The organism is Carnobacterium sp. AT7, assembly GCF_000171855.1.
GTDB lineage: Bacteria > Bacillota > Bacilli > Lactobacillales > Carnobacteriaceae > Carnobacterium_B > Carnobacterium_B jeotgali.
Genome location: NZ_ABHH01000004.1, coordinates 65,001 through 90,856, shown reverse-complemented (window position 1 = coordinate 90,856; position 25,856 = coordinate 65,001). Strand labels below are relative to the sequence as shown.

Sequence of the window (25,856 nt, the reverse complement as noted above, 5' to 3'; positions counted from 1 at the left end):
TACATAAGAGACTTTAGTAAAAAGTGTAGCGTCATTCGACAAACAATTAATGCGATTGAGAATGATTGATACGATCCAACTTTGAAATTAGCATTTGAGGTATCAGGTTCTAGATACATTACTTTATGGAATTTCATATATTAATCTTGAAAACTAAATTTTTTTAATGAGGAGGAGAGGTATGAAAGAATTAGTAACTGAGAGATTAATATTAAGAGAATGGCAACAAAAAGATAGCAAAGACCTATACGAATATGCACGTAATGAATTAGTTGGACCTAGTGCTGGGTGGCCACCTCATAAAAATGAAGAAGAAAGCAAAGAAATAATAGAGATGTTTATCAAAGATGAAGATACATATGCGATTGTTTTAGAATCAGAGAATAAAGTTATTGGAAGTATAGGACTTCATGATAGGAAACCAGATCATACCATTACTGATTTAAAACAAAGAGAAATAGGTTATGTATTAAATCCTAAATACTGGGGAAAAAATATTGTTCCGGAAGCCGTAAATGAATTAATCAAATATTCATTTACTGAGTTAGAGTTAGATTTAATCTGGTGTGGCCATTTTGATTTTAATGGTAACTCTAAAAGAGTTGTCGAAAAATGTGGATTTAGATATAAATTTACCAAAAATGAAAAGTTGAAATTCCTCAAAAACAAAGAAGTTACTACTCTTTATTATTGTATTTATAAATTTGAATACTATGTATCAAATTTATAAATAATATAGAATTTCATGTATCGAAAATTCTTGTTTTATAAAAAATAAAACTTGTTATCTTTAAGCTAAGTATTTAACTACGTATTCATAACAGGAGGAGTGCATTTTATATGGCATTAACTTTAGTATGTTTCTTGTTTATAATCTTTGTTATATCGAAGAATAAGGACAAATATCAAAAATAATCGAAACCTTGTTAAATTAAGATATACTCATGAAAATGAAGGAGGAAATTATTATTTTATGAATTCATTGAAAAATAAAAATTTAACGTTATGGATATTATGTTCAGTCGTGTTATTTTTTTTACTTCTTAGCTGCTTGTATGAACCCTTATTATCAAAAATTTTAACGCTCCGTGTAGAAAGTATTAGGATAAATGGAGAAGTAAAGTATCCGCCTTTCACTCCTCTTGAAGTTCTACCATTTGGTACAGATATCATAGGATTTACTATCTTTGCTAAGATTATTCAAGGCTTTAAATACACTTTTTTTATTGGGTTATTATTAAGTACTGCTCAAATATTCAGTAGTTTAATTATAACTATTCTGACTCTTCATAAATTAGGCTCAAAAGTTGTGCTGCCTCTATTTTCTTATTTTGATAAGCTGTTTACATTAATTCCTAAGCCATTTTTATTGTTGCTATTAATAGGACCTTATTCTAATGCATTACTCTTTAATACTGATAATGTTCAACCTTCAGCTAATTTTAAATTTGTAATGATTCAATTATCCATTTTATTTCTTGTAGGAATTCCTAATTTGGTTAAACTTTATCATTCTGAATTGAGCTTTCTTTTCAAACAAGATTTTGCCTTTGCTAGTCAGACATTAGGGAGTTCTAAGTTTAGAATGATTGGATATTATTTTAAACCACAATTAACTGAACTTACATTGAATTTGTTTTTTAAAATCTTAACACAAAATTTAGCTCTTTTTATTTATTTAGCTTATTTCCAACTTTATCTAGGGGGTTCCTTAGAAACCCAGTTAGATGCAAGCACTAAATATACCGCAACCATATCTAACGAATGGAGTGGTCTAATTGGACAGAATATCAATCGATTAGCTAGTACTCCATGGACGGTGCTCATTCCGTTAGCTTTTTACGGCGGATTTATTCTCTTGCTCAATGGTATCAAGCGATCTTTAACGGGAGGGATGCAGAATCAATCTATTTAAAAAAATTATGAAGCAAACTATTTTGCTTATTACCTTACCGGCTGGTATTATTCTGCTTGTTTCTTTAAGCTATTCCTTACCTTTAAACATTGGAAATCTAAAGTTGTTATTGGAAATGGTAAAAGAATCCATTATTCAAATTTTTACATATCAATACTTATCTGACCTATTCATTACTTATCAACATACTAACGGTGGCTATACGTTAAAATTAATCAGTGCTAGTTTAGCCATAACGTTATTTTCCCTACTTATTTACAGTTATTATTTCCCGAAAATGAAGAATAAAACGGTATTGAGATTAATAAGGTATCTAGAAGACATTGAGAGTTTACCTGTGCTTGGCATAGTGTTCTTTGTCCATTGGCTGAGTGTCGTTATCTATAAAGAAACCTCCATCTATCTATTTAAAACAGTTGGTACGCCCAGGGAACCCGCGATAATTATTCCTTTAGTTATACTGAGTATTTTCCCGATTATTTTTCTGGTTAAATATATGACTCCGTATATTAAAGATGTTTATCAATCTAATTATTTTGTCTTCGCAAAATCGCTAGGGTATCCTAAGTATAAGTTATTCTTTTCTTATGTTATTCCAAATTTACTACCCTTTTTAGAAAACATTATGAAATTTATTTATCTAGAAATGATTACTGTAATGCTTTTTATTGAAATTCAATTCAATACAGGAGGACTATTAACTGGCTTAAGAAATACGCAGTTTATACCTTCTAACACTACTAGCCCTCAAACAATGGTTATCAGTTATTTATTTTTATTGTTGTTTCCGTATGTTCTTATGAGCCTTTTTTTTAGAACCATCCATTTTTTTAATTACAAAAAATAATAAACCCTAATTCACTATAATTATTTATTATTCAATAGTATGATCTAAAAAATAAATATTGTGCAATAGGAAAATCAATCAAGGTTTCATCAGCGTGATGTTTTTTTATTTCTTTAGAAAAACAGCTAATTGATGAGATGAAATCAAAAGTAAACCCCAATATACAAAACTTAAAAGAACTCCTAAACCACTAATAGGTAAGATAGAGCCAACGACAGGATTAAAAATTAAATCAAGTGCAAAGAAGTTTAAAATGGTTTGAATAGCTAATTTTACAGACATTTACGAGCCTCCTAATAATTGAATAAAATAAGCTCTGACGCTTCATTTTCACTGCCATTAAATATTTATACCCTAATTGATACTAGTTTATTTAATTAAATTTTTCCTTACTATCCTACATAAGTGACTAGCGTTGTTAACCCAATTTATTACTTGAAAAGTAAGTTAATTATGGATCATTAAATAAAAAATATTTTGTTTTCCAATAAAATGAATGGGGATTTTTGATTAGTTGAGTTGTAATATTTGATTACTATATTTGCTAAAAAAAGTAGAATTTGCATAGATAAGAAAAGCTAAAAGTAGAATAATATCTGTTTCTACTTTCGATATAACTAGGATAATAATTACAGAAAGCAATATATCTATGAGTCCACTTAAAATAGCTAAAATTTTAAATTTCTTCTGTTTGTCTCTAGGTATATCATTAATTTAATATGAATCAATAGGCGCTATAGTAAAGTAGCTTACAAAAATAGATTGATATCTCCCTAAAAAAATATTAATTATCCCAATTAGTTTGCCTAGTATTACTATCGATAAAAAAGCAGTAACTATGTAATTTCTCATGAAAAAGCCTCATTTCAAATTCTAGTATGACTTAAACTAATTTTTATTTCAAAATGCATTCAACATAATAAAGCAAAAATAATGTAGTACTTATATTTACTGTTGTGTAAGCACCATTCATTATTTTCAAAAACTATAGATTGTTAAATTTACAGATTAATATCCGAGAATAAACAACGCTTTCAATAACATTTATTATACTATTAATTTACCTATTAATATATCTTTCACAGGTGAAGAATTAGGTTTCATGTTTATGGACGTTAATGACTAACTAAAAAGCTTGAATCTGTGGTGTTATCTTTTACTTAAATCTTACTGGTCTTTAGGTTAATGTTACCCGGAAACAGATTAATGTATACCATGATTTTTAGAAATTTTAATCTATGGGTTAAACACAAATAGAGTAGTTAATTAGTTGTAAAATAGTGTATAATGAGGAAAAGTATTTCAAAATGAGGATACGATGAGGAGGGGGAAGCGAAATGACAATGAAAACATTTGGACTAAAGTTGGATAATCAAGTTTATCGTACCCGTATTGGCGTACATGTTGTGATTTTTGACTCAGAAAGTAAAAAAATCTTACTCGTTTCACCTCCAAACGGCTCATATTTATTACCAGGTGGAGAAATCGAGAAAAATGAGACTCATGAAGAAACGGCTCAACGTGAATCAATGGAAGAATTAGGATATGAAATAGAAGTTGGGCAGTTTATCGGTGAAGCAGAAGAGTATTATTACTCCAAACACCGCCACCAGCATTACCACAATCCTGCATATTTTTATATTGCTAAAACATGGAAACCTATTTGTGAGCCACTAGAAGATTTCAATCAATTAGAATGGGTGTCCATTCCTGAAGCCATAGCTAAATTAAAAAGAGGCAGCCATAAATGGGCTGTAGAACAATATGAAAAACATTATCTAAAGATGGGTCAATCTATATAAGAATGAAAATACTAAAAGGGAGTTGAGACGACCGTCTCAACTCCCTTAATCATTGTTTTATTTATCTGCTTCATAAGCAACGGCTGTTACTGTTACATCAATATTTCCACTTGTAGCTTTTGAATAAGGACAAAAAGCATGCGCTTTTTCTGCTAATTCTTTCGTAGTTGCGTCATCTTTGCCTTCAATTCCAACTTCTAGTTTAACTGCAAGTTTAAACCCGTTATCAGTTGGGTCTGAATGCAATTCAACTGTTGCAGTAACTTGGCTTTTACCAGTTACTTTTTCTTCTTTCATCATATGTTCTAAAGCTGAATTGAAACAAGCGCTATAGCCTAGTGCGAATAATTGTTCTGGGTTACTTCCTTGTCCAGGGCCACCCATATCTTTTGGAGTAGAAACACGAACAGAAAATGATTTATCAGGTAAATGGCTTTCACCATTTCGTCCACCAGTATTAATTGCTGTCGTTTGATACATTAATTTTGAATCTGTCATAGTTGTAAATCTCCTCTCTAAATTATCGTACGTATTAAGTATACTAACATTTGGATTAAAACTCTAATCATCTGTTTAAGAGCATTGATCTAAAGAAAAAATTAGTTGAAAAGAAAAAAAATAGGTCTAAAATTAGAAGAGAATATAGAGAAAGGAGAGAGGTATATGCCATTTGTACATGTTGAATTAGTTGAAGGACGGACCGCAGAACAAAAAGCTGGTCTAGTTAAAGATATTACACAAGCCGTAGTGAAAAACACTGGAGCAACAGAAGATAAAGTTCATGTTATTATTGAAGACATGAAAAAAACCAACTACGCTGTGGGTGGGAAATTATTAGGCTAAATAATAAAAAATAAGCTATGAGTTGTAGTATATCCTCATAGCTTGTTTTTTTTCGATTATTTTGAGGAATTATGAATTGGACTGTTCTCAAAAGCAATGGCTTCAATTGCTTTAGCGACACCGTCTTGTTCATTTGTATCAGTAATGTAATCACTTACGTCTTTTACGCTAGCAATAGCATTGCCCATGGCTACACCCATTCCAGCGTATTCAATCATATCGATATCATTTTCATTGTCTCCAATAGCCATGATATTTTCACGAGGAATAGACAAAATTTGTGCTAGATCTTTTAGTGCTTGACCTTTACTGGCAGATTTGTTTAACACTTCTAGATAAAATGGCTCACTTTTTAAAACAGTGTAGTCATCATAAAAACTTTTTGGAAATTTAGCAATGGCCGCATCAAGAACGTCAGGATCATCAATCATCATCATTTTACTGATTTCTATTGTTGGGTCCATTTCTGCTACTGTGCGGAATCGAATCGGCATATTGACTAAAAAGGATTCTCTTACACTGTATGGACTGATGTCTTTGTTAGCAGTGTAAATGTATTTTTCATCAATTGTATGACAATGGCTTCCGACTTGACGACTCATTTCTTCAATTTTCAGAAAATCCTCAAAACTTAATGTGTGATGAGCAATAGCTTTTCCATTATGTGATTGCTGAACTAATGCGCCATTGTAAGTAATGACGTAATCGCCTTCTTCTTCTAAATTTAATTCTGCGAGAATTGAGTTTACACCAGGTAAAGGGCGGCCAGTGCAAATAACAACTTTAATCCCTTTGGTTTTAGCCAATTTAATGGTTTCTTTAACCTTAGTACTTATTTTTCTTTCGGGTGTTAACAATGTGCCGTCTAAATCGATGGCAATTAATTCTATAGTCATTTAGGTGAGTCCTCCACTAATTTATTTGGGTCAATAATGGCCCCGTTCTTAATATAACGATTAAATTCATCGTATAAATGTTCAAATAAAGTGATTTCATTTGATATTCCTGGTTTTAAAAATTCTTTTGGTACATAAAAACGTTCATCGCCACGGACCTTTCCCGTTATAGAAGAAACAATTTCGCTTACTTTAGAAAGTTCAACCAATGTACCATCTTGATGAACTAATTCTATTTGTGTGCGGTTAGTATCTTGATTAGGCCGGTAAAAGTCATAAGGAAGATCGTAACTGTTATTGATAGCTGTATAATAGTCTGTATCGTATCCAGCTTCACGAATAATACTTTTCAGCTCTTCGATCAAAGCCATATCAGTTGTGCTAGAAAATTTAACGGACTTAAAGGGATGGCGATCTAGGAAACGTGTAGCCAAATCGCTTAAAATAGGATCTTTTTCTTCTTTCCATAATGTAAAGTAAGTGGCTAAAACACCATCATCTAATTTTAGATAATCTTTAAGAGTGAAGTTGTTTTCAAAAAAAGGCACAAGTAAGTTTAGTTGATCGGTAAAATGGAACTCTGGATCAACATACATTTTTTTTGCACGGTTTAACAAATGGTCTAATATGACTTCCATACCTCTCGAAACAGGGTGAAAATAGACTTGCATGTACATTTGGTAACGGCTGACGATGTAATCTTCAACTGCATGCATACCGGACACTTGAAAATAGATTCCATCCTTGTAAGGACGAATCACTCTAAGCACACGCGTCAAATCAAATGTACCATAATTGACACCGGTATGATAGGCATCACGCAATAAATAGTCCATCCGGTCAGCATCAATTTGACTAGAAATAAGTTGTACCACTTGCGGGTTAGGATAGGTTTTCTGGATAACACTGGCAACTTTTTCCGGAAAATCTTCACTAACTTTAGCTAAAATTTTATGAACTTCCGTTTCTGGAGAGTTAATAATAGCTACAGTAAACTCTTCGTGATCTGTTTTAAAAATATGTTCAAATGTATGAGAATAGGGTCCATGTCCAATATCATGTAACAATGCTGCACATAAGGCAACTAAACGTTCATTATCATCCCAACCGCCATCACCGGGTGTTTGAGTAGCATAATTTCGCTTGAATTTATCACAGATTCGACGAGCAATTTCATAGACACCCAACGAATGAGTGAAACGCGAATGTTCTGCACCATGAAAAGTTAAAGAAGAGGTGCCTAATTGTTTGATTCTCCGTAATCTCTGAAATTCGCTTGAATTGATCAAATCTAAAATAATCTGATTTTGAACATGAATATAATCATGGACTGGATCACGTAATACGTGTTCGATAGGCAGTGAAAATTTATCATCATAAAGGTCGCTCATTCGCTTAACTCCTTATCAATTGAATTGCCGAGCATTTGCTGGTTGCGGCGAATCATTTTTTCAAAGCCTTCATTATAATCGGCTATAATTTCTGAAGAATACTCACCGGCTACAATCGTGCAGTTGTTTTGAAGAAGCGTGTGTAAAATCAAATTCTTCATTTCAGCTACAGTCAAAGAAATGCCGAGTAAATCTTCTAATGTAGCCATTGCAGCAGGATCTACTGATGGAAAATGCCATTTGACCGTTTCGCCTTTTAAGCCTGCCTGATAAAAATCACGAATCATTTCAGCTCTCTTCGTTTGGTTGCCGTTTACGCTGATGTAGATCATAATGGCTACACCATTTTTTAAGCGTCTTTGTGAGATGCCGGCAAATTTTTTTCCATCAATACTTAAATCGTAATCTCCAGGACAATAAGAATTTTTAATTTCGTAAGCAAGACTTTTTTTTCCAAATGGTTTGAGGGCATCATTGATCAACTGCATCATATAGTCATATCCAGTATTGATAGGCATTTTTTGCTGAGGATCTTCAGGCAATATAAGTGAAAAATTTAATACACCCTCATCTCCTACAACTGCTAAACCTCCTGAATTACGAACGATATAAGGTTGTCCGTACCCTTCAAGGACCGCCAATGCGTCTTTGAAATATGGTAATTTTGTATCCATCATGCCTAGAATAACTAAATTTATAGTTGGCCAAAAATGCACAATGTTCTTTTGGTACTTTCCAGCATAACGCAATAAACTATCTGTTAATGCAAAGTGAGAAATGGTTTTATTGGGAAAAGGCATAGTGGTAGCTTCGTAAAGTTCATAAGAATGATTGGATAAAAAATCTTTTTTTTCAGTAGTTGTCATTGGTTTTACTTCCTTTAGGTTGATTATAAATAACGATTCTTCCTTATTATAGCAAATTTTATTGCAGTGTTCTTCCTTAACTGTTTCAAAAAAGCATAATATTCGCTTTATCTATGATAAGATAGGTATGCAATAAAATGAAAAAGGCGGCTAGAATTACTAAACCTTTTGTGAACAGTAGATAAGGAATAAAAAATAATGAGGTGAGACAATTGGATTTATCAAAAGGAAGAGCAGCGCAAATACATTTAGAGACAATTATTTCTCAAGGCAATGAAACTGAAAAACACGTATTCGACGAAGCTGGTAAAGTCGTTCAAATGAATTCGTCTTATTATATTCGTTTCCAAGAGACCTATGAAACAGGAGTCGTTCCTGTAACGGTTAAAATTGATCCGACTGGAATCGTTACTCTTACACGTAAAGGTGAAACGACTACACGAATGCGATTCAATAAAGGCGAAAGATTTGAAACCCTCTACCGTACGCCACAAGGTGCAGTCAGTATTGAAACAATGACAAAAAATATGCAGATTAGTTATACAGATGAACCCTTTTCTGGAAGAGTATACATTGAATACGATTTGTTTTTAGGAAAAGAAAAATTAGGAGATTACAAATTACAATTGCTTTTTACTATTTAAATATTGTATGATAAAGAATAGACTGTTGAAAGGACGTGGCTTTCGTGAAATTAACACAATTTGACGGGCAAAACAAAAATGAATTGTCAATGATTGAAGTAGCTCATGCCATCTTAGATCAAAAAGGAGAAATCCTTGATTTCTCAGCTTTACTAAAAGAAGTACAAGAATTCTTAAACATAAACTCAAAAGAACTTGCTGTTGCAACTTCTCAATTTTACACAGACTTAAATATTGACGGTAGTTTTATTTCCTTAGGAGAAAACCGCTGGGGACTACGTTCATGGTACCCAATCGATTTCATCGATGAAGAAGTGACTCAAGGAAATGAAGATGAAGCTCCACGTCGTAAAAAACGCAAAAAAGCTAGTGCATTTGTTACAGGTGAAGATGATATTGATTACAATGATGACGATCCTGAAGACGATGATTCTCCTGAAGAGGAAGAAGATGACGATGCGACTACTTACGGTGGACGTGTTAGTGTTGATGAACATGGCGTAATGATTGATGATGAAGACAAAGAAGATCTTGGAGAATACAAAGCTGATTTGTCTGAATTAGGTACAGATGACGAAGAAGATGAATTACCTGATGGTGTTGAAGGCGATCTTACCATCATCGAAGACGAAGATGAAGACGATACCGAAGACGAGTATTAATAAGGACTCTTCTAAGGCAACTTGTTACTAAAAGGAATATCTTGACGGTTCCTACAGAAATGTGTATTATCTATATTGGGCTCCCTTAAATTCAATTTAAGGGACAGGAACTATAAGTAATCAAAAGCTCCCTATTCTACTAATGGATAGGGAGCTTTTCTGTTTTTATTATACATTGCTACCCAAGAAAAACAGAAAGTGTCCAGTATCATTCTTTTATTTTTACTCTAATACAGTCAGAAGGAGCCGGTAAAATGACAAAATATATTTTTGTAACAGGTGGAGTAGTATCTTCAATAGGCAAAGGAATTGCCGCAGCATCTCTAGGGCGTTTATTAAAGAACCGAGGATTGAAGGTGACCATTCAAAAATTTGATCCTTATATTAATGTTGACCCAGGAACAATGAGTCCTTATCAACATGGAGAAGTTTTCGTAACAGATGATGGGGCTGAAACTGACTTAGACTTGGGTCATTATGAACGATTTATTGATATCAATTTAAATCAATATTCGAATGTAACTACGGGTAAAATATATTCTGAAGTGATACGCAAAGAACGTAAAGGGGAATATTTAGGAGCAACCGTTCAAGTTATTCCACATATTACCAATGAAATCAAAGAAAAAATTATGCGTGCAGGTCAAACAACAGACTCTGACATCGTGATAACCGAGGTTGGCGGTACAGTAGGAGATATCGAATCGCTTCCTTTCTTAGAAGCCTTACGTCAAATGAAAAGTGATGTAGGTGCAGATAATGTTATGTATATCCATACAACATTGATTCCCTATTTAGGTGCAGCTGGTGAAATGAAGACAAAACCAACGCAACATAGTGTGAAAGAATTACGTGGGTTAGGGATTCAGCCGAACTTGCTAGTGATTCGTACAGAAAAACCTGTTCCACAAAGTTTGAAAGATAAATTAGCTTCATTTTGCGATGTGAATCCAGAGGCTGTTATTGAATCACGTGATGTAGACACGTTGTATTCTATTCCATTAAATTTACAAAAACAAAACATGGACCAAATTGTTTGTGATCATTTGAAAATTGATGCACCACCTGCAGATATGTCAGAGTGGATTGCGTTAGAACAAAAAGTATTGCATTTATCTAAGAAAACAAAAATTGCATTAGTTGGAAAATACGTTGAATTACCTGATGCTTATTTATCAGTTATTGAATCTTTAAACCATGCAGGATATGCTGTAGATTCTGAAATTGAAGTAGAATGGATCAATGCTGAGGAAGTTTCACCAGAAAATGTTGAAAGTAAATTAAAAAATGCAGATGGAATTTTAGTTCCCGGTGGATTTGGTGATCGCGGTCTAGAAGGCAAAATCTTAGCAATTCAATACGCACGTGAAAATAAAGTGCCGTTCTTAGGAATCTGTTTAGGTATGCAATTAGCATGTGTAGAATTTGCACGCAATGTTGCAGGTTTAGAAGGTGCGCATTCAGCAGAAACTGACCCAGACACACCATATAACATTATTGATTTGATGCTAAATCAAAAAGATGTGGTCAATATGGGAGGGACATTGCGCCTAGGGTTGTATCCATGTAAATTAAAACCAGGTTCTGTAACAGCTCAAGCCTATGACAATGTTGACGTTGTTCAAGAACGTCACCGTCACCGTTACGAGTTCAATAATGAATACCGGACGATGCTAGAAGAAAAAGGTTTAGTCTTTTCAGGTGTGTCACCAGATAATCGCTTAGTTGAAATTGTTGAGTTATCTGACCACCCATTTTATGTAGCGTGCCAATTCCATCCAGAATTTGTCTCACGTCCGAATCGCCCACAAAAACTATTTTTAGGTTTTGTAAAAGCAGCATTAAGCAACTGATAGCAAATGGGACATGAAAACTGGTTAAGTTTATAATAAATCTAGATATTTTCATGTTTTATTGTTATAATAGCATCGTTGACTAAGAGTATCTTAGTAAATAAAAAGATTTCCTTAAGGAGGAAAAAATATATGAGTCGTTTAGTTAGTATGACAGATATGTTAAATAAAGCTTTAGAAGGTAAATATGCTGTAGGTCAATTCAACATCAACAACCTTGAATGGACACAAGCTGTATTAGAAGCTGCTGAAGCAGAAAAATCACCAGTTATTTTAGGTGTTTCTGAAGGAGCAGGAAAATACATGGGTGGCTCTAAAGTTGTAGCTGCAATGGTTGAAGCTTTAATGGAAACAATGAACATTACAGTTCCAGTTGCATTACACTTAGATCACGGTTCTTCTTTTGAAAGCTGTAAAGCTGCAATTGATGCTGGTTTTTCATCAGTAATGATTGATAACTCTGCATTTGTAATTGACAAAAACATTGAAGAAACTAAAAAAGTTGTAGAATACGCTCATTCGAAAGGCGCATCAGTAGAAGCAGAAGTTGGAACTGTTGGTGGAACTGAAGATGGCGTTACTGGTGGAGTAAACTACGCAGACGCTCAAGAATGTCTACGTATGGTAACTGAAGCTAAGATCGATGCTTTAGCTGCTGCTTTAGGATCAGTACATGGTGATTATGAAGGCGAACCTGTTCTAGGTTTTGACGAAATGAAAATTATTTCTGACTTAACTAAAGCTCCTCTAGTATTACATGGTGGATCTGGAATCCCAGAATTCCAAATTAAAAAAGCTATTGAAAATGGTCACTCTAAAATTAATGTTAACACTGAATTACAACAAGTTTGGACAAAAGCTGTACGTGAAAAATTAAACACTGACGATAAAGTTTATGACCCACGTAAAGTTATTGCACCAGGTAAAACTGCAATTGTTTCTACAGTTAAAGAAACTATGCAAAGATTTGGATCTTCAAACAAAGCTTAATTAAATAACGAAAAAGTCCTTGCCTTTTAGGCAAGGACTTTTTTGTTTGGTTAAAAGATATAGTAATTGTAAGTTGTTTTGAGTTATAGTAAGATTGAATTAGCCTGTTTAAATAGAGAAAAAAGGCTGGAATTACTAAACTCGTTATCGAAATAGAGTTGATTAAGTTCGATAAAATTAATTCGTTAAATTAGGGCATTTAAGCGGCGATAAAAACTCGGTTGATTGTCCGCTGATTCAAGAAAATTAGCTTTTTAGAAGAAAAAATGGAGGTATAACATGAAGAAATTAATCATTAATGGTGGGAAAAAGTTATCAGGAGAAGTGACTATCAATGGAGCGAAAAATAGTACAGTTGCTTTGATACCAGCTGCGATATTAGCCGATTCACCTGTTGTTTTAGAAGGTGTACCAGATATCCAAGATGTCCATTCATTAATTGATATTCTGAATGTAATGAAAGTAGAAACTACTTTTGATGGCTCAACGCTGACTATCGATCCAACAAATATGGTTTCTATTCCAATGCCAAATGGAAAAATAAAAAGTCTACGTGCTTCTTATTATTTTATGGGGGCTTTACTGACTAAATTTGGACAAGGGGTAGTTGGACTACCAGGAGGCTGTTTCTTAGGACCTCGCCCTATTGATCAACATTTAAAAGGATTTCGTGCTTTAGGAGCCACTGTAGATAATGAAATGGGAGCCATGTATTTAAGAACAGATGAAAAAGGTTTAGTTGGAACAAGACTGTATCTAGATGTGGTATCAATTGGTGCAACAATTAACGTCATGCTAGCCGCAGTGAAAGCAAAAGGGAAGACAATTATTGAAAATGCAGCGCGCGAGCCGGAAATTATTGATGTGGCAACGTTGTTAAACAATATGGGAGCAAAAGTAAGAGGTGCTGGTACAGATATTATTCGGATAGACGGAGTCGATGAGCTTCATGGGTGTAGGCACACAATTATACCGGATCGTATTGAAGCTGGAACTTACTTATCTATGGCAGCCGCAGCTGGGTCAGATGTTCTTGTGAAAAATGTTATTGTAGAGCATTTGGAAGGACTAGTAGCCAAACTGGAAGAGATGGGCGTGCCAATGGAAATTGGAGAAGACAGCATCCGAGTAAAAGAAGCCACTCATTTAAAAGCGATAAATGTAAAAACACTTCCTTATCCTGGATTTGCGACAGATTTACAACAACCGTTAACTCCTCTGTTATTAAAAGCAACCGGAACTTCTTTAATTACGGATACAATTTACCCTAAACGCGTTAAACATATACCAGAATTGGTACGAATGGGTGCAAAAGCCCGTGTTGAAAGCGATATGATTTTAATTGAAGGACCAATAAAACAGTTGCAAGGCGTGGAAGTAGAAGCAAGTGACTTAAGAGCAGGAGCGTGTCTTGTGACCGCGGGCTTAATGGCAGAAGGAACAACAACGATTACTGGAGTTGAAAATATTTTACGGGGTTACGATCATATCGTAGAAAAATTAACAGTTTTAGGTGCAGATGTCCAAATGATTGAAGACGATAACAAATAGGAGTTAACTAATATGAGTGATTTATTAACATTGACCGAATTAGAAATGAAAACGTTAAAAGAAATTTACAATTATGCAAAAGACCTAAAAATTCCTTATTACAGTCAAATGAACAAAAAGGAATTAGCATTGGCTGTTATCCGAGCACAAGAAGAAAAACAAGGATTCTTTATTGTCGAAGGTGTGTTGGATATTATGGCTCAACAAGATTTTGGCTTTTTGCGCCCAATCAATTACACACCAAGTAAAGAAGATATTTATATTTCTTCTTCTCAAATCAAACGATTTGGTTTAAGAAATGGGGATAAAGTATCCGGTAAAGCAAGACCACCTAAGCCATCAGAGCGTTACTATGGGTTAATGCATGTAAATCTCGTAAATGGAAAAGATCCAGAAGATGCAAAGGAACGACCTCATTTCCCTGCACTAACACCGCTTTATCCTGAAAAACAAATCACTCTTGAAACGTCACAAACAAAAATTTCAAATCGAATGATCGATATTTTAGCTCCTGTAGGTTTTGGTCAGCGTGGATTGATCGTTGCGCCTCCAAAAGCCGGAAAAACAATTCTGTTGAAAGAAATTGCCAATGGAATCGCTGAAAATTATCCTGATGCTGAATTGATCATTTTACTGATTGACGAGCGTCCAGAAGAAGTGACGGACATTGAAAGAAGTGTTAAAGGAGAAGTTGTTTCTTCAACTTTTGATCAGCAACCACAGAATCATGTGCGTGTAACAGAATTAGTGTTAGAAAGAGCTATGCGATTGGTAGAAGATAGACGTGACGTTATTATTTTAATGGATAGTATTACGCGATTAGCGCGTGCCTATAACTTGGTTCTTCCACCAAGCGGTAGAACATTAAGTGGTGGGTTGGATCCGGCAGCGTTGTATCGACCAAAACGCTTTTTCGGAGCAGCGAGAAATATTGAAGAAGGTGGCAGCTTAACAATTTTAGCAACTGCTTTAGTAGATACTGGAAGTCGCATGGATGACATGATTTATGAAGAATTTAAAGGAACTGGGAATTCTGAACTGCATCTATCGAGAGAACTTGCAGAACGCCGTATTTTTCCAGCTATTGATATCAAAAAATCTAGTACACGAAAAGAAGAACTTTTGTTGGAAGATAGCCGATTAGATATGATTTGGAAATTGCGCCATACAATGACAGGAGATGCCTTAGATTTAACAGATCAATTTATAAAAGCCTTACGCAAATCAAAAAACAACGAAGAGTTTTTTGAGAATTTCACGGATAAAACCATCACTAAAACAAGAAATACTAGAAATTCTCAGCGCTAAAAGTGGTTTTTTTTCAGTTGGAAATTTAATAAAAAATGTTGCTTTGAATTGGGAAATATGTTATTATGCTAATGTTGTCTAAAGACAAAAATTAACTCTGATACAGCAAATGCATCAGGGCATAAGGAGAGATTTATATATGAAAAAAGCAATTCACCCAGAATACAGACAAGTTGTATTTATGGATACTACTACAGGATATAAATTTTTATCAGGATCTACTAAAAATTCAAGCGAAACAGTTGAATGGGAAGACGGTTCTACTTACCCAATGATCCGTGTCGAAATTTCATCTGACTCACACCCGTTCTATACAGGACGTCAAAAATTCACACAAGCAGACGGACGTGTGGACCGTTTCAACAAAAAATATGGTATTGCAGATGCAAACAAACAAGAAGAAGAAGCAAAATAATTTTTTCTTTCAAAAAGAGCGCAGGACAATTTGTCCCACGCTCTTTTTTTGTTTACTTAAAAGCTTTTTTCAGATGTATTGAGAAAGGTGTTCATAAATTTTCAATAAAATAAATAATAAAAGTTTGAATTTTTATAACAAACGTAATTGTCATGGTACTGTCTTAATAGAACGGTTACATAGCTTTTTTGTAACCAGAATATTATCTAAATGATACAGATTAGTTGGTGTATAAGTAGTACAATGAAGAAGAGAAAAAGACAAGGGGAGAAATGTATAGTGCCTTCAGAATCTACTTATGTTCATTTAGATACTATTGCAAATGCTGTATTGAGTAAAGGCATCACGATGGATGAATACAAAGATGCCGTTAAGAAACCGCCTAAGAATATTTTATTGCTAAATGCTCCTAAAGGTATTGGGGAATATGACCCTCATACTGGTTTTCGCATGATTCGAGGAATAGCAAAAATTCAAGAATACTTCGAGCAAAGCCAACATACAATCGATACTCCTCCTAAATGGATTGATTTCGAAAGTGTTGAATTAATGAGGCAATTATCCCCCGTTGAGATTTCTGAGTTATTATATATTGCACATGCCCATACACATTTGCACTCACCTTTCTATTATAAATTACAAAATAATTATATCCATTTAACCTTACCTAAAGGAATGACCAAAGTGTATTACCGGAATTTAGATCGGTTTTATAATGTTTTGTCGGTCAATATAACAAACAACCTAGAAAAAAAAGTAAATGAGAAAAAAAATGTGTTTCTTTTCAAAAAAGTGAAAAAAATTACGTGTATTCCAGTTTCTAAAGTTAAGGATATGTTCCCATTGCTCAAAGAAGGCGTTGTTTTTTCATTTAAAAATCTAACAATAAAACAAGAAGTATATGAGATTCCTGTTTACTTAGCAGAAGATCGTTTAAACTTTGTTGATCGCGATTTTCTAGAGAAAAATTTATTAGGTAACCTGTGTTTTAGTGAAAAAAACCAAAAATGGTTTTTCAAAGAAGTCAAAAACATACAATCGCTATAAGAAAAGTCCTATGAGGTAACTAAACAGACTACGCTGTTGTAACGCTATAACAGAGTAATCGGATAAGTTGCACAAAGGGCTTTTTTTGGAATGTTTAAAAATAATATACACGTTAGATAAGAATAGTTGTTTCTAATAGGTGTGCTATTTTTCTGTAAAAAAATATGTTACAATAATTTTTGAATTATAAAGAATCTGAGGTAAATATACCTAAGTAAATTCGGAGGATAACTAAAATGAAAATCTTTCTAGTATATGGAGGAAAGAGTGCAGAACACGATATTTCAATTCTGACTGCCTTTTCTATTATTAAAGAAGTATATTATGATTACTATGAAGTGCAACCTATATATATTACAAGAAGTGGTCAATGGATAAAAGGTGCAATTGTTAAACAAGCAAGCGATATTGTGGCTTCAGATGCCTTAAAATTAGCTGTTTCGGATAACGTACAATTTGCAGTTGATGACAATCAACAATCGCAAGGTATGATTATCCAACCTTCTGATTTAAAAGAAGAAGATGCTGTTATTTTTCCAGTTTTACATGGACCTAATGGAGAAGATGGAACAGTTCAAGGGTTATTTGAAGTTATCAGTATGCCTTATGTAGGCGCTGGTGTCTTAGCAAGTGCTTGCGGTATGGATAAAATTATTAGTAAGCAACTCTTTCAACAAGCTGGTTTACCACAAGTCCCTTATGTGCCAGTAAGAAAAGCTGAATGGCTAAATGATAAGGAAATTGTTTTCAAACAATGCGAAGGTACTTTATTTTATCCAATGTATATAAAACCGGCAAATCTTGGATCAAGTGTTGGAATCAGCAAAGCCGAAAACCGTGATGAATTAATTGCCGCAATTGAATTAGCTTTGCGTTATGACCGGAGAGTTGTTGTTGAGCAAGGAATTGAAGCTAGAGAAATTGAAGTCGCTGTTTTAGGAAATGACGATATTCATATTTCAGTTCCTGGAGAATTAGTGAAAAGCGTTGACTTTTATGACTATGAATCGAAATACATCAACAATGACGTAGTGCTACAAATACCTGCATTAATTTCTGAGGATGTTAATGCGCGTTTGCGCGAATACGCAGTACGTGCTTTCCAAGCGCTAGATGGAAGTGGCTTGAGTCGGTGTGATTTCTTTTTAACAAGCAATGATGAAGTATTTATCAATGAAGTAAATACTATGCCAGGTTTTACGCAATTTAGTATGTATCCTACTTTATGGAAAAATACTGGATTAAATTACGGTGATTTAGTTGAGGAATTGATTCAATTAGCTTTAAGAAGACATCAAGAACGACTGTCTTTTCAAAATGAAAATCATGAGCAATAAAACTTGTTGCTAGAAATAGAGGCTGGGATACGTTTTCCGGTCTCTATTTCTTTCAAAACAGATAGTGTTCAGTGATTTATTAAACTTAAAAGGAGCGTAATTATGATTTCTTTAACGATAAAAGAAATTGCAGCAGCAGTTGGAGCGTTAAATGATACCAGCATGTGGTCTGATCAAGAAATAATTTCAGTTGATTTTGATACTCGGAAATTAGTAAAAGAATCGTTATTTGTGCCATTAATAGGAAATAATGATGGACATCAGTTTATTTTAAAAGCCATTGAAAATGGAGCTAGAGCTTCTCTATGGAGTAAATCATTAAAAGATTTGCCGTTTGAAGTGGCAGCTGATTTTCCTGTCATTCAAGTGGAAGATACATTAAAAGCTTTACAAGATTTGGCTAAATTTTATTTAACTAAAGTCAATCCAAAAGTTGTTGGAATTACAGGAAGCAACGGAAAAACGACTACAAAAGATATGACGGATGCAGTATTATCTAGTCAATATCGGGTGCATAAAACACAAGGAAACTTTAATAACCACATAGGTCTTCCAATAACGATTCTTGAAATGCCGATAGATACTGAAGTAGTTATTTTAGAAATGGGAATGAATCATGCTGGAGAAATTAAAGTGTTATCAGATCTAGCGGAGCCAGATGTAGCTATTATAACCATGATTGGTGAGTCACATATTGAGTTTTTTGGATCGAGAGCGGGTATCGCGGATGCCAAAATGGAAATTAGTTCAGGCTTGAAAGAGAATGGTGTATTAATTTATCCAGGTGAAGAACCGTTACTGCAAGAAAGAGTCACTTTTTTGACAGATAAACAATTAAAAACATTTGGAACAGCTGCTGAAAATGATTTATACCCATTAAATATAGATGCACAAATGAATCAAACTAGTTTTACGACAAATGAAACCCCTGATATGACGATAAGTTTGCCTGTATTAGGAACGTACAATGTAAACAATGCATTGGCCGCATTGATGGCAGGAATAGTTTTAGGTGTACCTATCCAAAAATCAGCTCCAAAACTTGCCAAATTTCAGTTAACTAAAAATAGAACGGAATGGTTGGTTGGAATAAATGGGAGTCGTATTTTAAATGATGCTTACAATGCGAATCCCACTGCTATGAAAGCTGTGTTAGATAATTTTAGTACTTTTGAAAACGAAGGTAAGAAAATTGTGATTTTAGGTGATATGTTAGAATTGGGAGAGCATTCTTCAGAGTTGCACTTAAGCATTAAGGAGTCTCTAAATCCAAACCAAATCAAAAAGGTTATTCTTTACGGTGAGGAAATGAGTGTACTTTATGAATCTTTACAAGAAACGTTCGCAAACGACAACCTTTTTTACTTTACTGGTGACAAAGAACCGCTGATTCAACTGGCAAAAGAACAAATCGAGCCTGGAGATTACGTGCTCATAAAATCAAGTTTGGGTACAGATTTACTTTCTGTTGTAAGGGCACTACAAGATTAATATAAAAATATGTCTAAAGACTGAGTGACTAATCAGAAAAAATTGCTATACTATTACAAACGAATAAATTAGGAGGTTTAATTAGCATGAATACACCTAGAAGAGAAGTTTCTAATCAAGCAGTAAATACAACAAGTTTGTCTAAATTTTTTGCTTCAATATATATTTATATGACATTAGGTTTATCAATAACAGGTATAACCGCTTTTTATGCATCGCAAAGTTCATTTATCTTAAACTTGGTATTTGGTACTCGATTCGGAATGTTAGCTTTTTTTATTGCTGAGATAGCGTTAGTTATGAAGTTAGCTTCGAATGGGGCTAAGTTAAGATCGGCAAGTGCGTCAATCATTGGTTTTATTGCCTTTGCAGTTATCAATGGAATTACACTATCTTCTATTTTCCTAATGTATGATCTAGGGAGCATTGGGGCTGCATTTATCTCCACAGCTGCATCTTTTGCAGGTATGAGTTTAGTCGGGTTTACAACTAAAAAAGATTTAACAACTTTAGGAGGACAATTAAGAGGTGCGTTAATCGGTTTGATTATTGCTATGTTAGTGAATGGTTTCTTCCTGAAAAGTGGCCCAGCTGATATGGTGTTATCCTTTATTACTGTTGTCATCTTTATCGGCTTTACAGCTTATGATACCCAAAAATTAAAAGATCTTTATACGCGCTATTCAGGCGAACAAAATTTAGGTGCGTTAGCTATTAGTGGAGCATTGAGTTTGTATCTAGACTTTATTAATATCTTTATTGGATTGTTACGTATTTTTGGTGGCGGAAGAGATTAATGATAGACCGCTTCAAGTAGTTAAAAGAAACTAAAAGAGAGGTGAAAAACCTTTTTTTAGTTTCTTTTTTTGTAGAGAGTTCTATCAAAGATTATGTCAATAAGATGAGCAAAAAGATTGTGAAAGCGCAGACTAAAGCAAGTGAACTCATAGAATCGAAAGAAAAAGCTTAAAGGAAACGTGTTCATAAAAACAATAGGCCAAATCAATTGATAAACAAAAATATACATGATAGAATGGTTTAGATTGAAGAATAATCTTTAATAAAAAATGAAGCCATCGAGGGTTTTGTGAAACTAGATAAGCAGATAAACTTGGAAAAAATTCAAGTTTTTTATATGAAATGAAAAACTTGGTGTACATTCGACCGAACGAACATCGAGTTTTTATATGGAGTTACAGCAAACAGGTGCATTGATTAAACTAATGAAGGTGCCTGTATTTCGCAAAAATCTCTCTTTAAGGTTTTAAAATTGGGAGGAAATATATTGAAATTTTCAGAATTAGGATTAGCACCTGAATTATTAAAATCAGTAGAACGTTTAGGATTTGAGGAAGCAACACCAATCCAAGGACAAACGATTCCACTAGCACTTGAAGGAAAAGACGTTATTGGGCAAGCACAAACAGGAACAGGGAAAACGGCAGCATTTGGTTTACCAATGTTACAAAAAATTGATGTAAACAACCGTAATGTACAAGGATTAGTTATTGCACCAACTCGTGAATTAGCTATCCAAACACAAGAAGAATTATTCCGTTTAAGCCGCGATAAAAAAGTCCGTGTTCAAGTAGTTTATGGTGGAGCTGATATCAGTCGCCAAATCCGTGCTTTAAAAGATGCACCACACATTGTTGTTGGTACACCAGGTCGTTTATTAGACCATATCAAACGTAAAACGTTGAAATTAGGACATGTTGAAACACTAGTTTTAGATGAAGCGGATGAAATGTTGAATATGGGATTCATCGATGACATTGAAACAATCATTCATGAAGTTCCAGCTGAACGTCAAACATTGTTATTCTCTGCTACAATGCCACCAGCTATCAAACGCATTGGTGTAAGATTTATGAAAGAACCTGAACATGTTCAAATCAAAGCAACTACAATGTCAGATAGTTTAATTGAACAATTTTTTGTACGTTGTAAAGACTTCGAAAAATTTGATATTATGACTCGTTTATTTGATGTTCAAACACCAGAATTAACAATTATTTTTGGTCGTACAAAACGTCGTGTAGATGAATTAGCTCGTGGATTAGAAGCTCGCGGATACCGCGCAGAAGGAATCCATGGCGACCTTTCTCAACAAAAACGTATGAGCGTTTTAAAAGCTTTTAAAACAGGTAAATTAGATGTTTTAGTAGCAACTGACGTAGCAGCTCGTGGATTAGATATTTCCGGAGTTACACACGTATATAACTATGATATTCCTCAAGATCCAGAAAGCTATGTTCACCGTATTGGACGTACTGGTCGTGCAGGAAAAGAGGGTGTTTCTGTAACATTTATTACACCTAATGAAATGGGATATTTACGTGTTATTGAAGACTTAACTAAAAAAGCAATGACACCATTGCGTCCACCAACAAATGCTGAAGCTTTTGAAGGACAAATTAAAGCGTCAATTGACGAAGTAGGTTCTATTGTTGATGCTAATGGCTTGGATCGTTATGAAAAAGCTGCTGCACAATTATTAGAAACTTATACAGCTGAAGATCTTGCTGCTGCATTCTTGAAGAGTGTAACAAAAGATGCTGATGAAGTTCCAGTTAAAATTACTCCAGAGCGTCCATTACCTGGTCGTAAAGGCGGAAGTCATGGCGGCGGAAGCAATCGTGGCGGAAGTAGCAGTAAAGGTGGATACCGTGGCGGAAGTAGTCGTAGTGGAAAACCTTCTGAACGTCGTGGTGGCGGTAACGCAAGCTCAAGTGCAGGCGGAAAATGGAATAAAGATTCAAAACGTAGCGGAAGCGACAGCCGTCGTAAAGACAGTCGTGGAAAGTCTACTGATAACCGTCGTAATGCAGGCGGAGAACGTAAATTTACTATTCGTGATAAAGACTAAATTAGTTAAAAGAGATCAAGACAATTGTCTTGGTCTTTTTTGTTTTTTCTACTACCTACTATTTGAGACTTAAATACACCGCTGAGCTACAAGCAAACCTATTCCTCTCGAATGGTGAGTATGAACTAAATTCGTCTATTCACACTAAGAATTATAGAGTCTGTAAAAAAATGAGTATTTGATTTAAAATAGATCATTAGCAAGTGGAAATAATTACCTTTTACAAGTGACACAATAAATATTGTTGATAAGATTAGCTTAATATTATAGAATATAACTTACGTGAGTAAGAAAATTGATAAAGGCATAAAAGAGGTGTGTAACATGATCGTAGGTATCGGGTTAGATATAGCAGAAATCACTCGTATAAAGGAAGCTTATTTAAAAAGAGAAACTTTTTCTAGCCGAGTACTTACTCCAGCAGAAATGGAAATTTTTTCTAGGCTAAAAGGTAATCGTCAAATGGAGTTTTTAGCTGGGAGATATGCAGCGAAAGAAGCTTTTTCAAAGGCGATGGGAACAGGAATTGGGAAGTTGGGTTTTCAAGATATTGAAATAATACCAGATAATTATGGTAAACCTGTAGTTGAAAAATGTCCTTTTCAAGGAAATGTATTTCTTTCCATTACTCACACAGATACAATTGTTGCCGCACAAATTATTTTAGAAAAATAGAAAAGGGGAAACGAGGAAACGAAGCAACCGTTTAATAGGGATTTCGTCATACATATAATTGTTTTAAAGTTTTTAAGTGGAAATTTAATTGGAGTAATTCCAGTTAGAAAACAATGAAATAGGTTAGTTAACGCCTTAAGGTACCTAAAGATAAAATCAGATTTGTCTATAAAGTGAAATTTGATTTTTTATTAAGGTTGCGGTTTCAATGATTATCATTTCATGTTACCATGTTCTTGAAGTGAATCCTTTTTATGGGGTATGAAAAGGTAATCTTTTAGGAGGTATGGGGTAATGGATGAAAATGATAACATAATGAAAGTTAATTTAGCGCCAGGAGTTTACAAAGTAGTTAAAGAATATTGCTCTATTGCAAATATTGATGAAAATGAATTTGTTAATTCGGTTATGAATTATTTTTTAGAAGAGAATTTAATAGTCTATGATACCATGCGTAAAGGATATGCAGAGATGTCTCGTATCAATCTTGATATTTGTGATGAATTTGAAGTTTGTGAAAAAGAGGTCGGTGCCCAATTCTAACCAGGTGTTATAAGGAGGAAAATACCTATGGTAAGACGGGGAGAGATTTATTACGCTGATTTATCGCCAGTTGTAGGTTCGGAACAGGGTGGGATGCGACCAGTTTTGATTATTCAAAATAATGTAGGCAACCATTACAGTCCAACCGTTATTATCGCAGCAATAACAGCTAAAATCCAAAAGGCAAAGATGCCTACCCATGTTGAGATATCAGCAGAAGAGTATAATCTTGAAAAAAATTCTGTTGTCTTATTAGAACAAATAAGAACAATTGATAAACAACGATTACGTGAAAAAGTGACTCAATTAGACTTTAAAATGATGAAAAAAATTGATGATGCCTTGGCGATAAGTGTTGGATTATCAGGTCAGGTGTAAAAAAATAAATAATATGTGGCATTCGTGAATGAACGAATGCTTTTTTTTACTTTTTTCAAACAAATTGAAAAACTAAGTGTTAAGTGGTATGCTATGAAGGTTGTAAAAACGTGGTTCGTTGACCATCCCACGAAAAAAAACTAGGAGGAATAAAATGAAAATTAAAAGTTTAGTAATAAACGCAGTAGTTGCAGCGCTATACGTGGCGATTACTGCGTCATTAGCCTTTACGTCTTTTGGTGCAATTCAATTTCGCGTCGCGGAAATGTTGAATCATTTAGCCGTATTTAATAAAAAATACATCATAGGGATAGTTGGTGGAGTTTTGATATCCAATCTTATTTTTTCACCTATGGTTATTTATGACTTAGTATTTGGTGTTGCGCACACACTGATTTCACTGCTTATCATGAGTGGACTAACGAGAAGGATAACGAACGTTTGGGTAAAAATGAGTGTAAATACAATTGTTTTCACTATTGGCTCAGCGCTAATAGCATGGGAATTATATCTAGCGTTGCAATTGCCGTTTTGGTTTAGCTACTTAACTGTTGCGATTGGAGAACTGGTTGTAATGGGGATTGGTATGCCAGTTATGATCTATATTGATAAAAAAATTCATTTTAATGAAAGAATAGAAAGATAGAAAAAAGCTAAATGCATCAGCATTTAGCTTTTTTTAACGAATAAACGGCTTAACCAATATTCTTTAAATCTTCTATTTCAACAACACGAAAGCCTCGTTTGCTTAGAGAAGCAGATAATTGCTTAACGACATCTTTTGTAACGCCAGACTCTAAAGTGATCATAGTGCGACGAACTAATTCATCTTGTTCAACGTCTAATGTGATACAACTTGAAATAGAACAATAGCGACTAATGATTTTTGTCATATTTGCTAAATCGCCTTTTAGACCAGTTGAAGCAATGGTTAATACATAGCTACCTGTGTTAACATTCCATGATTGTTGCAACATATTTAGTAATGAACTATGGGTTAAAATTCCGTAAAAGCGATTATCATCATCTAGTACAGAAATATAAGGCAATTCTTTAATTGAGAAAAAGACTTTAAAGAAGGATGCGTTTATAGAAATGAATTTTGTAGCATTTTTTAATAAATGCGTCACTGGTAAATTCATATCTCCACCGTTAGCTTTATGACGATAGATATGCATTTTGTAAATATTTCCTCTAAAGATTGTTCCCGTTTCATCTAAGATAGGTACACATCGAAAACCTGAATTTTCAAGTATATCGATAGCTTCTTGAAGGGTTACAGTTTCGTTTACTGTAGTTAGTTTCTTTTTAGGAATGCAAAGTGATTTTATAAGCATGTTTGTATATCCTCCTTTAAGGATTGGTTTATTTAATTTGATAATAACATATAGTAGATAAGGTATCCAATGCTTTTAGAAATGGATGAAGAAATTCTTTAGAGATCTAAAGCAGATAGATAATAGTAAGATTAACTTGTCTGAAAGTAAATGGCATTCTATAATAAAAAAAGAATTCAATAAATAAGTGAAATGA

Annotated in this window: 27 protein-coding genes and 1 riboswitch; of the genes, 21 read left to right on the top strand and 6 right to left on the bottom strand. The window is 34.0% G+C overall.

Annotated elements, in window-relative coordinates:
• Nucleotides 1-181: 181 nt before the first annotated feature.
• The 3 genes from CAT7_RS02690 to CAT7_RS02680 all read left to right on the top strand — a co-directional run bounded on the left by CAT7_RS02690 (nucleotide 182) and on the right by CAT7_RS02680 (nucleotide 2,762).
• Entirely contained in the window at nucleotides 182-730 is a 549-nt protein-coding gene (locus tag CAT7_RS02690) for a GNAT family N-acetyltransferase (RefSeq protein ID WP_007721714.1), read from the top strand.
• Nucleotides 731-973: 243 nt separating this feature from the next.
• Nucleotides 974-1,915 (top strand): hypothetical protein, encoded by a 942-nt coding sequence (locus CAT7_RS02685; protein ID WP_007721712.1) that lies wholly within the window; start codon nucleotides 974-976, stop codon nucleotides 1,913-1,915.
• Between the two features lie 22 nt (nucleotides 1,916-1,937).
• Entirely contained in the window at nucleotides 1,938-2,762 is an 825-nt protein-coding gene (locus CAT7_RS02680; protein ID WP_232208101.1) for an ABC transporter permease subunit, read from the top strand.
• Between the two features lie 105 nt (nucleotides 2,763-2,867).
• On the opposite strand, the gene CAT7_RS12265 is transcribed toward CAT7_RS02680, so the two are convergent.
• Nucleotides 2,868-3,044, bottom strand: coding sequence for a hypothetical protein (locus CAT7_RS12265; RefSeq protein WP_007721705.1), 177 nt, complete (start codon nucleotides 3,042-3,044; stop codon nucleotides 2,868-2,870).
• A gap of 1,055 nt (nucleotides 3,045-4,099) precedes the next feature.
• Here CAT7_RS12265 and CAT7_RS02675 point away from each other — a divergent pair.
• Entirely contained in the window at nucleotides 4,100-4,564 is a 465-nt protein-coding gene (locus tag CAT7_RS02675; RefSeq protein ID WP_007721699.1) for an NUDIX hydrolase, read from the top strand.
• A gap of 57 nt (nucleotides 4,565-4,621) precedes the next feature.
• Here CAT7_RS02675 and CAT7_RS02670 read toward each other — a convergent pair whose 3' ends face one another.
• A complete protein-coding gene (locus CAT7_RS02670; RefSeq protein WP_007721696.1) occupies nucleotides 4,622-5,062 on the bottom strand; it encodes an organic hydroperoxide resistance protein in 441 nt (146 codons plus the stop codon).
• Nucleotides 5,063-5,227: 165 nt separating this feature from the next.
• Between CAT7_RS02670 and CAT7_RS02665 the strand changes: the two genes are divergently transcribed.
• Nucleotides 5,228-5,407, top strand: coding sequence for a 2-hydroxymuconate tautomerase (locus tag CAT7_RS02665; protein ID WP_007721694.1), 180 nt, complete (start codon nucleotides 5,228-5,230; stop codon nucleotides 5,405-5,407).
• Between the two features lie 56 nt (nucleotides 5,408-5,463).
• Here the strand turns inward: CAT7_RS02665 and yidA are convergent, their stop codons facing one another.
• The 3 genes from yidA to CAT7_RS02650 are packed head-to-tail and all read right to left on the bottom strand — an operon-like array spanning nucleotide 5,464 to nucleotide 8,560.
• On the bottom strand, nucleotides 5,464-6,303 hold the full coding sequence (yidA, locus tag CAT7_RS02660; RefSeq protein ID WP_007721692.1) for a sugar-phosphatase: 840 nt from the start codon (nucleotides 6,301-6,303) through the stop codon (nucleotides 5,464-5,466).
• Nucleotides 6,300-7,694, bottom strand: a complete 1,395-nt coding sequence (locus CAT7_RS02655) for an HD domain-containing protein (protein WP_007721690.1) — start codon at nucleotides 7,692-7,694, stop codon at nucleotides 6,300-6,302. The genes yidA and CAT7_RS02655 overlap by 4 nt, the downstream gene beginning before the upstream one ends.
• Nucleotides 7,691-8,560, bottom strand: coding sequence for a lipoate--protein ligase family protein (locus CAT7_RS02650; RefSeq protein ID WP_007721684.1), 870 nt, complete (start codon nucleotides 8,558-8,560; stop codon nucleotides 7,691-7,693). The genes CAT7_RS02655 and CAT7_RS02650 overlap by 4 nt, the downstream gene beginning before the upstream one ends.
• 212 nt (nucleotides 8,561-8,772) lie before the next feature.
• Here CAT7_RS02650 and CAT7_RS02645 point away from each other — a divergent pair, with 212 nt between their 5' ends.
• From CAT7_RS02645 to CAT7_RS02570, 16 genes are all read left to right on the top strand, one after another.
• On the top strand, nucleotides 8,773-9,204 hold the full coding sequence (locus CAT7_RS02645) for a DUF1934 domain-containing protein (RefSeq protein WP_007721683.1): 432 nt from the start codon (nucleotides 8,773-8,775) through the stop codon (nucleotides 9,202-9,204).
• A 44-nt stretch (nucleotides 9,205-9,248) separates the two neighbouring features.
• A complete protein-coding gene (rpoE, locus tag CAT7_RS02640; RefSeq protein WP_007721681.1) occupies nucleotides 9,249-9,866 on the top strand; it encodes a DNA-directed RNA polymerase subunit delta in 618 nt (205 codons plus the stop codon).
• Nucleotides 9,867-10,120: 254 nt separating this feature from the next.
• Entirely contained in the window at nucleotides 10,121-11,719 is a 1,599-nt protein-coding gene (locus tag CAT7_RS02635; RefSeq protein WP_007721679.1) for a CTP synthase, read from the top strand.
• Nucleotides 11,720-11,851: 132 nt separating this feature from the next.
• Nucleotides 11,852-12,709, top strand: coding sequence for a class II fructose-1,6-bisphosphate aldolase (fba, locus tag CAT7_RS02630; protein WP_007721677.1), 858 nt, complete (start codon nucleotides 11,852-11,854; stop codon nucleotides 12,707-12,709).
• A gap of 279 nt (nucleotides 12,710-12,988) precedes the next feature.
• Nucleotides 12,989-14,260: a UDP-N-acetylglucosamine 1-carboxyvinyltransferase gene (locus tag CAT7_RS02625; RefSeq protein ID WP_007721675.1), complete on the top strand. Its 1,272-nt coding sequence runs from the start codon at nucleotides 12,989-12,991 to the stop codon at nucleotides 14,258-14,260.
• Nucleotides 14,261-14,272: 12 nt separating this feature from the next.
• Entirely contained in the window at nucleotides 14,273-15,568 is a 1,296-nt protein-coding gene (gene rho, locus CAT7_RS02620) for a transcription termination factor Rho (RefSeq protein ID WP_007721674.1), read from the top strand.
• 139 nt (nucleotides 15,569-15,707) lie between these two features.
• Entirely contained in the window at nucleotides 15,708-15,983 is a 276-nt protein-coding gene (locus tag CAT7_RS02615) for a type B 50S ribosomal protein L31 (RefSeq protein ID WP_007721673.1), read from the top strand.
• Nucleotides 15,984-16,262: 279 nt separating this feature from the next.
• Nucleotides 16,263-17,030 (top strand): hypothetical protein, encoded by a 768-nt coding sequence (locus tag CAT7_RS02610; RefSeq protein WP_007721672.1) that lies wholly within the window; start codon nucleotides 16,263-16,265, stop codon nucleotides 17,028-17,030.
• A gap of 236 nt (nucleotides 17,031-17,266) precedes the next feature.
• The gene (locus CAT7_RS02605) at nucleotides 17,267-18,367 is read left to right on the top strand and encodes a D-alanine--D-alanine ligase (RefSeq protein WP_007721670.1); all 1,101 of its coding nucleotides are present in this window, start codon (nucleotides 17,267-17,269) and stop codon (nucleotides 18,365-18,367) included.
• Nucleotides 18,368-18,469: 102 nt separating this feature from the next.
• Nucleotides 18,470-19,858 (top strand): UDP-N-acetylmuramoyl-tripeptide--D-alanyl-D-alanine ligase, encoded by a 1,389-nt coding sequence (locus CAT7_RS02600; RefSeq protein ID WP_007721668.1) that lies wholly within the window; start codon nucleotides 18,470-18,472, stop codon nucleotides 19,856-19,858.
• A gap of 86 nt (nucleotides 19,859-19,944) precedes the next feature.
• The gene (locus CAT7_RS02595) at nucleotides 19,945-20,655 is read left to right on the top strand and encodes a Bax inhibitor-1/YccA family protein (RefSeq protein WP_007721666.1); all 711 of its coding nucleotides are present in this window, start codon (nucleotides 19,945-19,947) and stop codon (nucleotides 20,653-20,655) included.
• A 488-nt stretch (nucleotides 20,656-21,143) separates the two neighbouring features.
• Entirely contained in the window at nucleotides 21,144-22,727 is a 1,584-nt protein-coding gene (locus CAT7_RS02590) for a DEAD/DEAH box helicase (RefSeq protein WP_007721664.1), read from the top strand.
• 324 nt (nucleotides 22,728-23,051) lie between these two features.
• Nucleotides 23,052-23,402 carry a holo-ACP synthase gene (acpS, locus tag CAT7_RS02585; RefSeq protein ID WP_007721662.1) on the top strand — a complete coding sequence of 117 codons (351 nt, stop codon included), beginning with the start codon at nucleotides 23,052-23,054 and terminating at the stop codon, nucleotides 23,400-23,402.
• 294 nt (nucleotides 23,403-23,696) lie between these two features.
• Nucleotides 23,697-23,945, top strand: coding sequence for a hypothetical protein (locus CAT7_RS02580; RefSeq protein ID WP_007721660.1), 249 nt, complete (start codon nucleotides 23,697-23,699; stop codon nucleotides 23,943-23,945).
• A 27-nt stretch (nucleotides 23,946-23,972) separates the two neighbouring features.
• Nucleotides 23,973-24,323, top strand: a complete 351-nt coding sequence (locus CAT7_RS02575; RefSeq protein WP_007721658.1) for a type II toxin-antitoxin system PemK/MazF family toxin — start codon at nucleotides 23,973-23,975, stop codon at nucleotides 24,321-24,323.
• Nucleotides 24,324-24,427: 104 nt separating this feature from the next.
• Nucleotides 24,428-24,473: riboswitch (PreQ1 riboswitch) on the top strand.
• 4 nt (nucleotides 24,474-24,477) lie between these two features.
• Nucleotides 24,478-24,969 carry a QueT transporter family protein gene (locus tag CAT7_RS02570; protein ID WP_007721654.1) on the top strand — a complete coding sequence of 164 codons (492 nt, stop codon included), beginning with the start codon at nucleotides 24,478-24,480 and terminating at the stop codon, nucleotides 24,967-24,969.
• Between the two features lie 49 nt (nucleotides 24,970-25,018).
• On the opposite strand, the gene cbpA is transcribed toward CAT7_RS02570, so the two are convergent.
• Nucleotides 25,019-25,660 (bottom strand): cyclic di-AMP binding protein CbpA, encoded by a 642-nt coding sequence (gene cbpA, locus CAT7_RS02565; RefSeq protein ID WP_007721652.1) that lies wholly within the window; start codon nucleotides 25,658-25,660, stop codon nucleotides 25,019-25,021.
• Nucleotides 25,661-25,856: the final 196 nt, after the last annotated feature.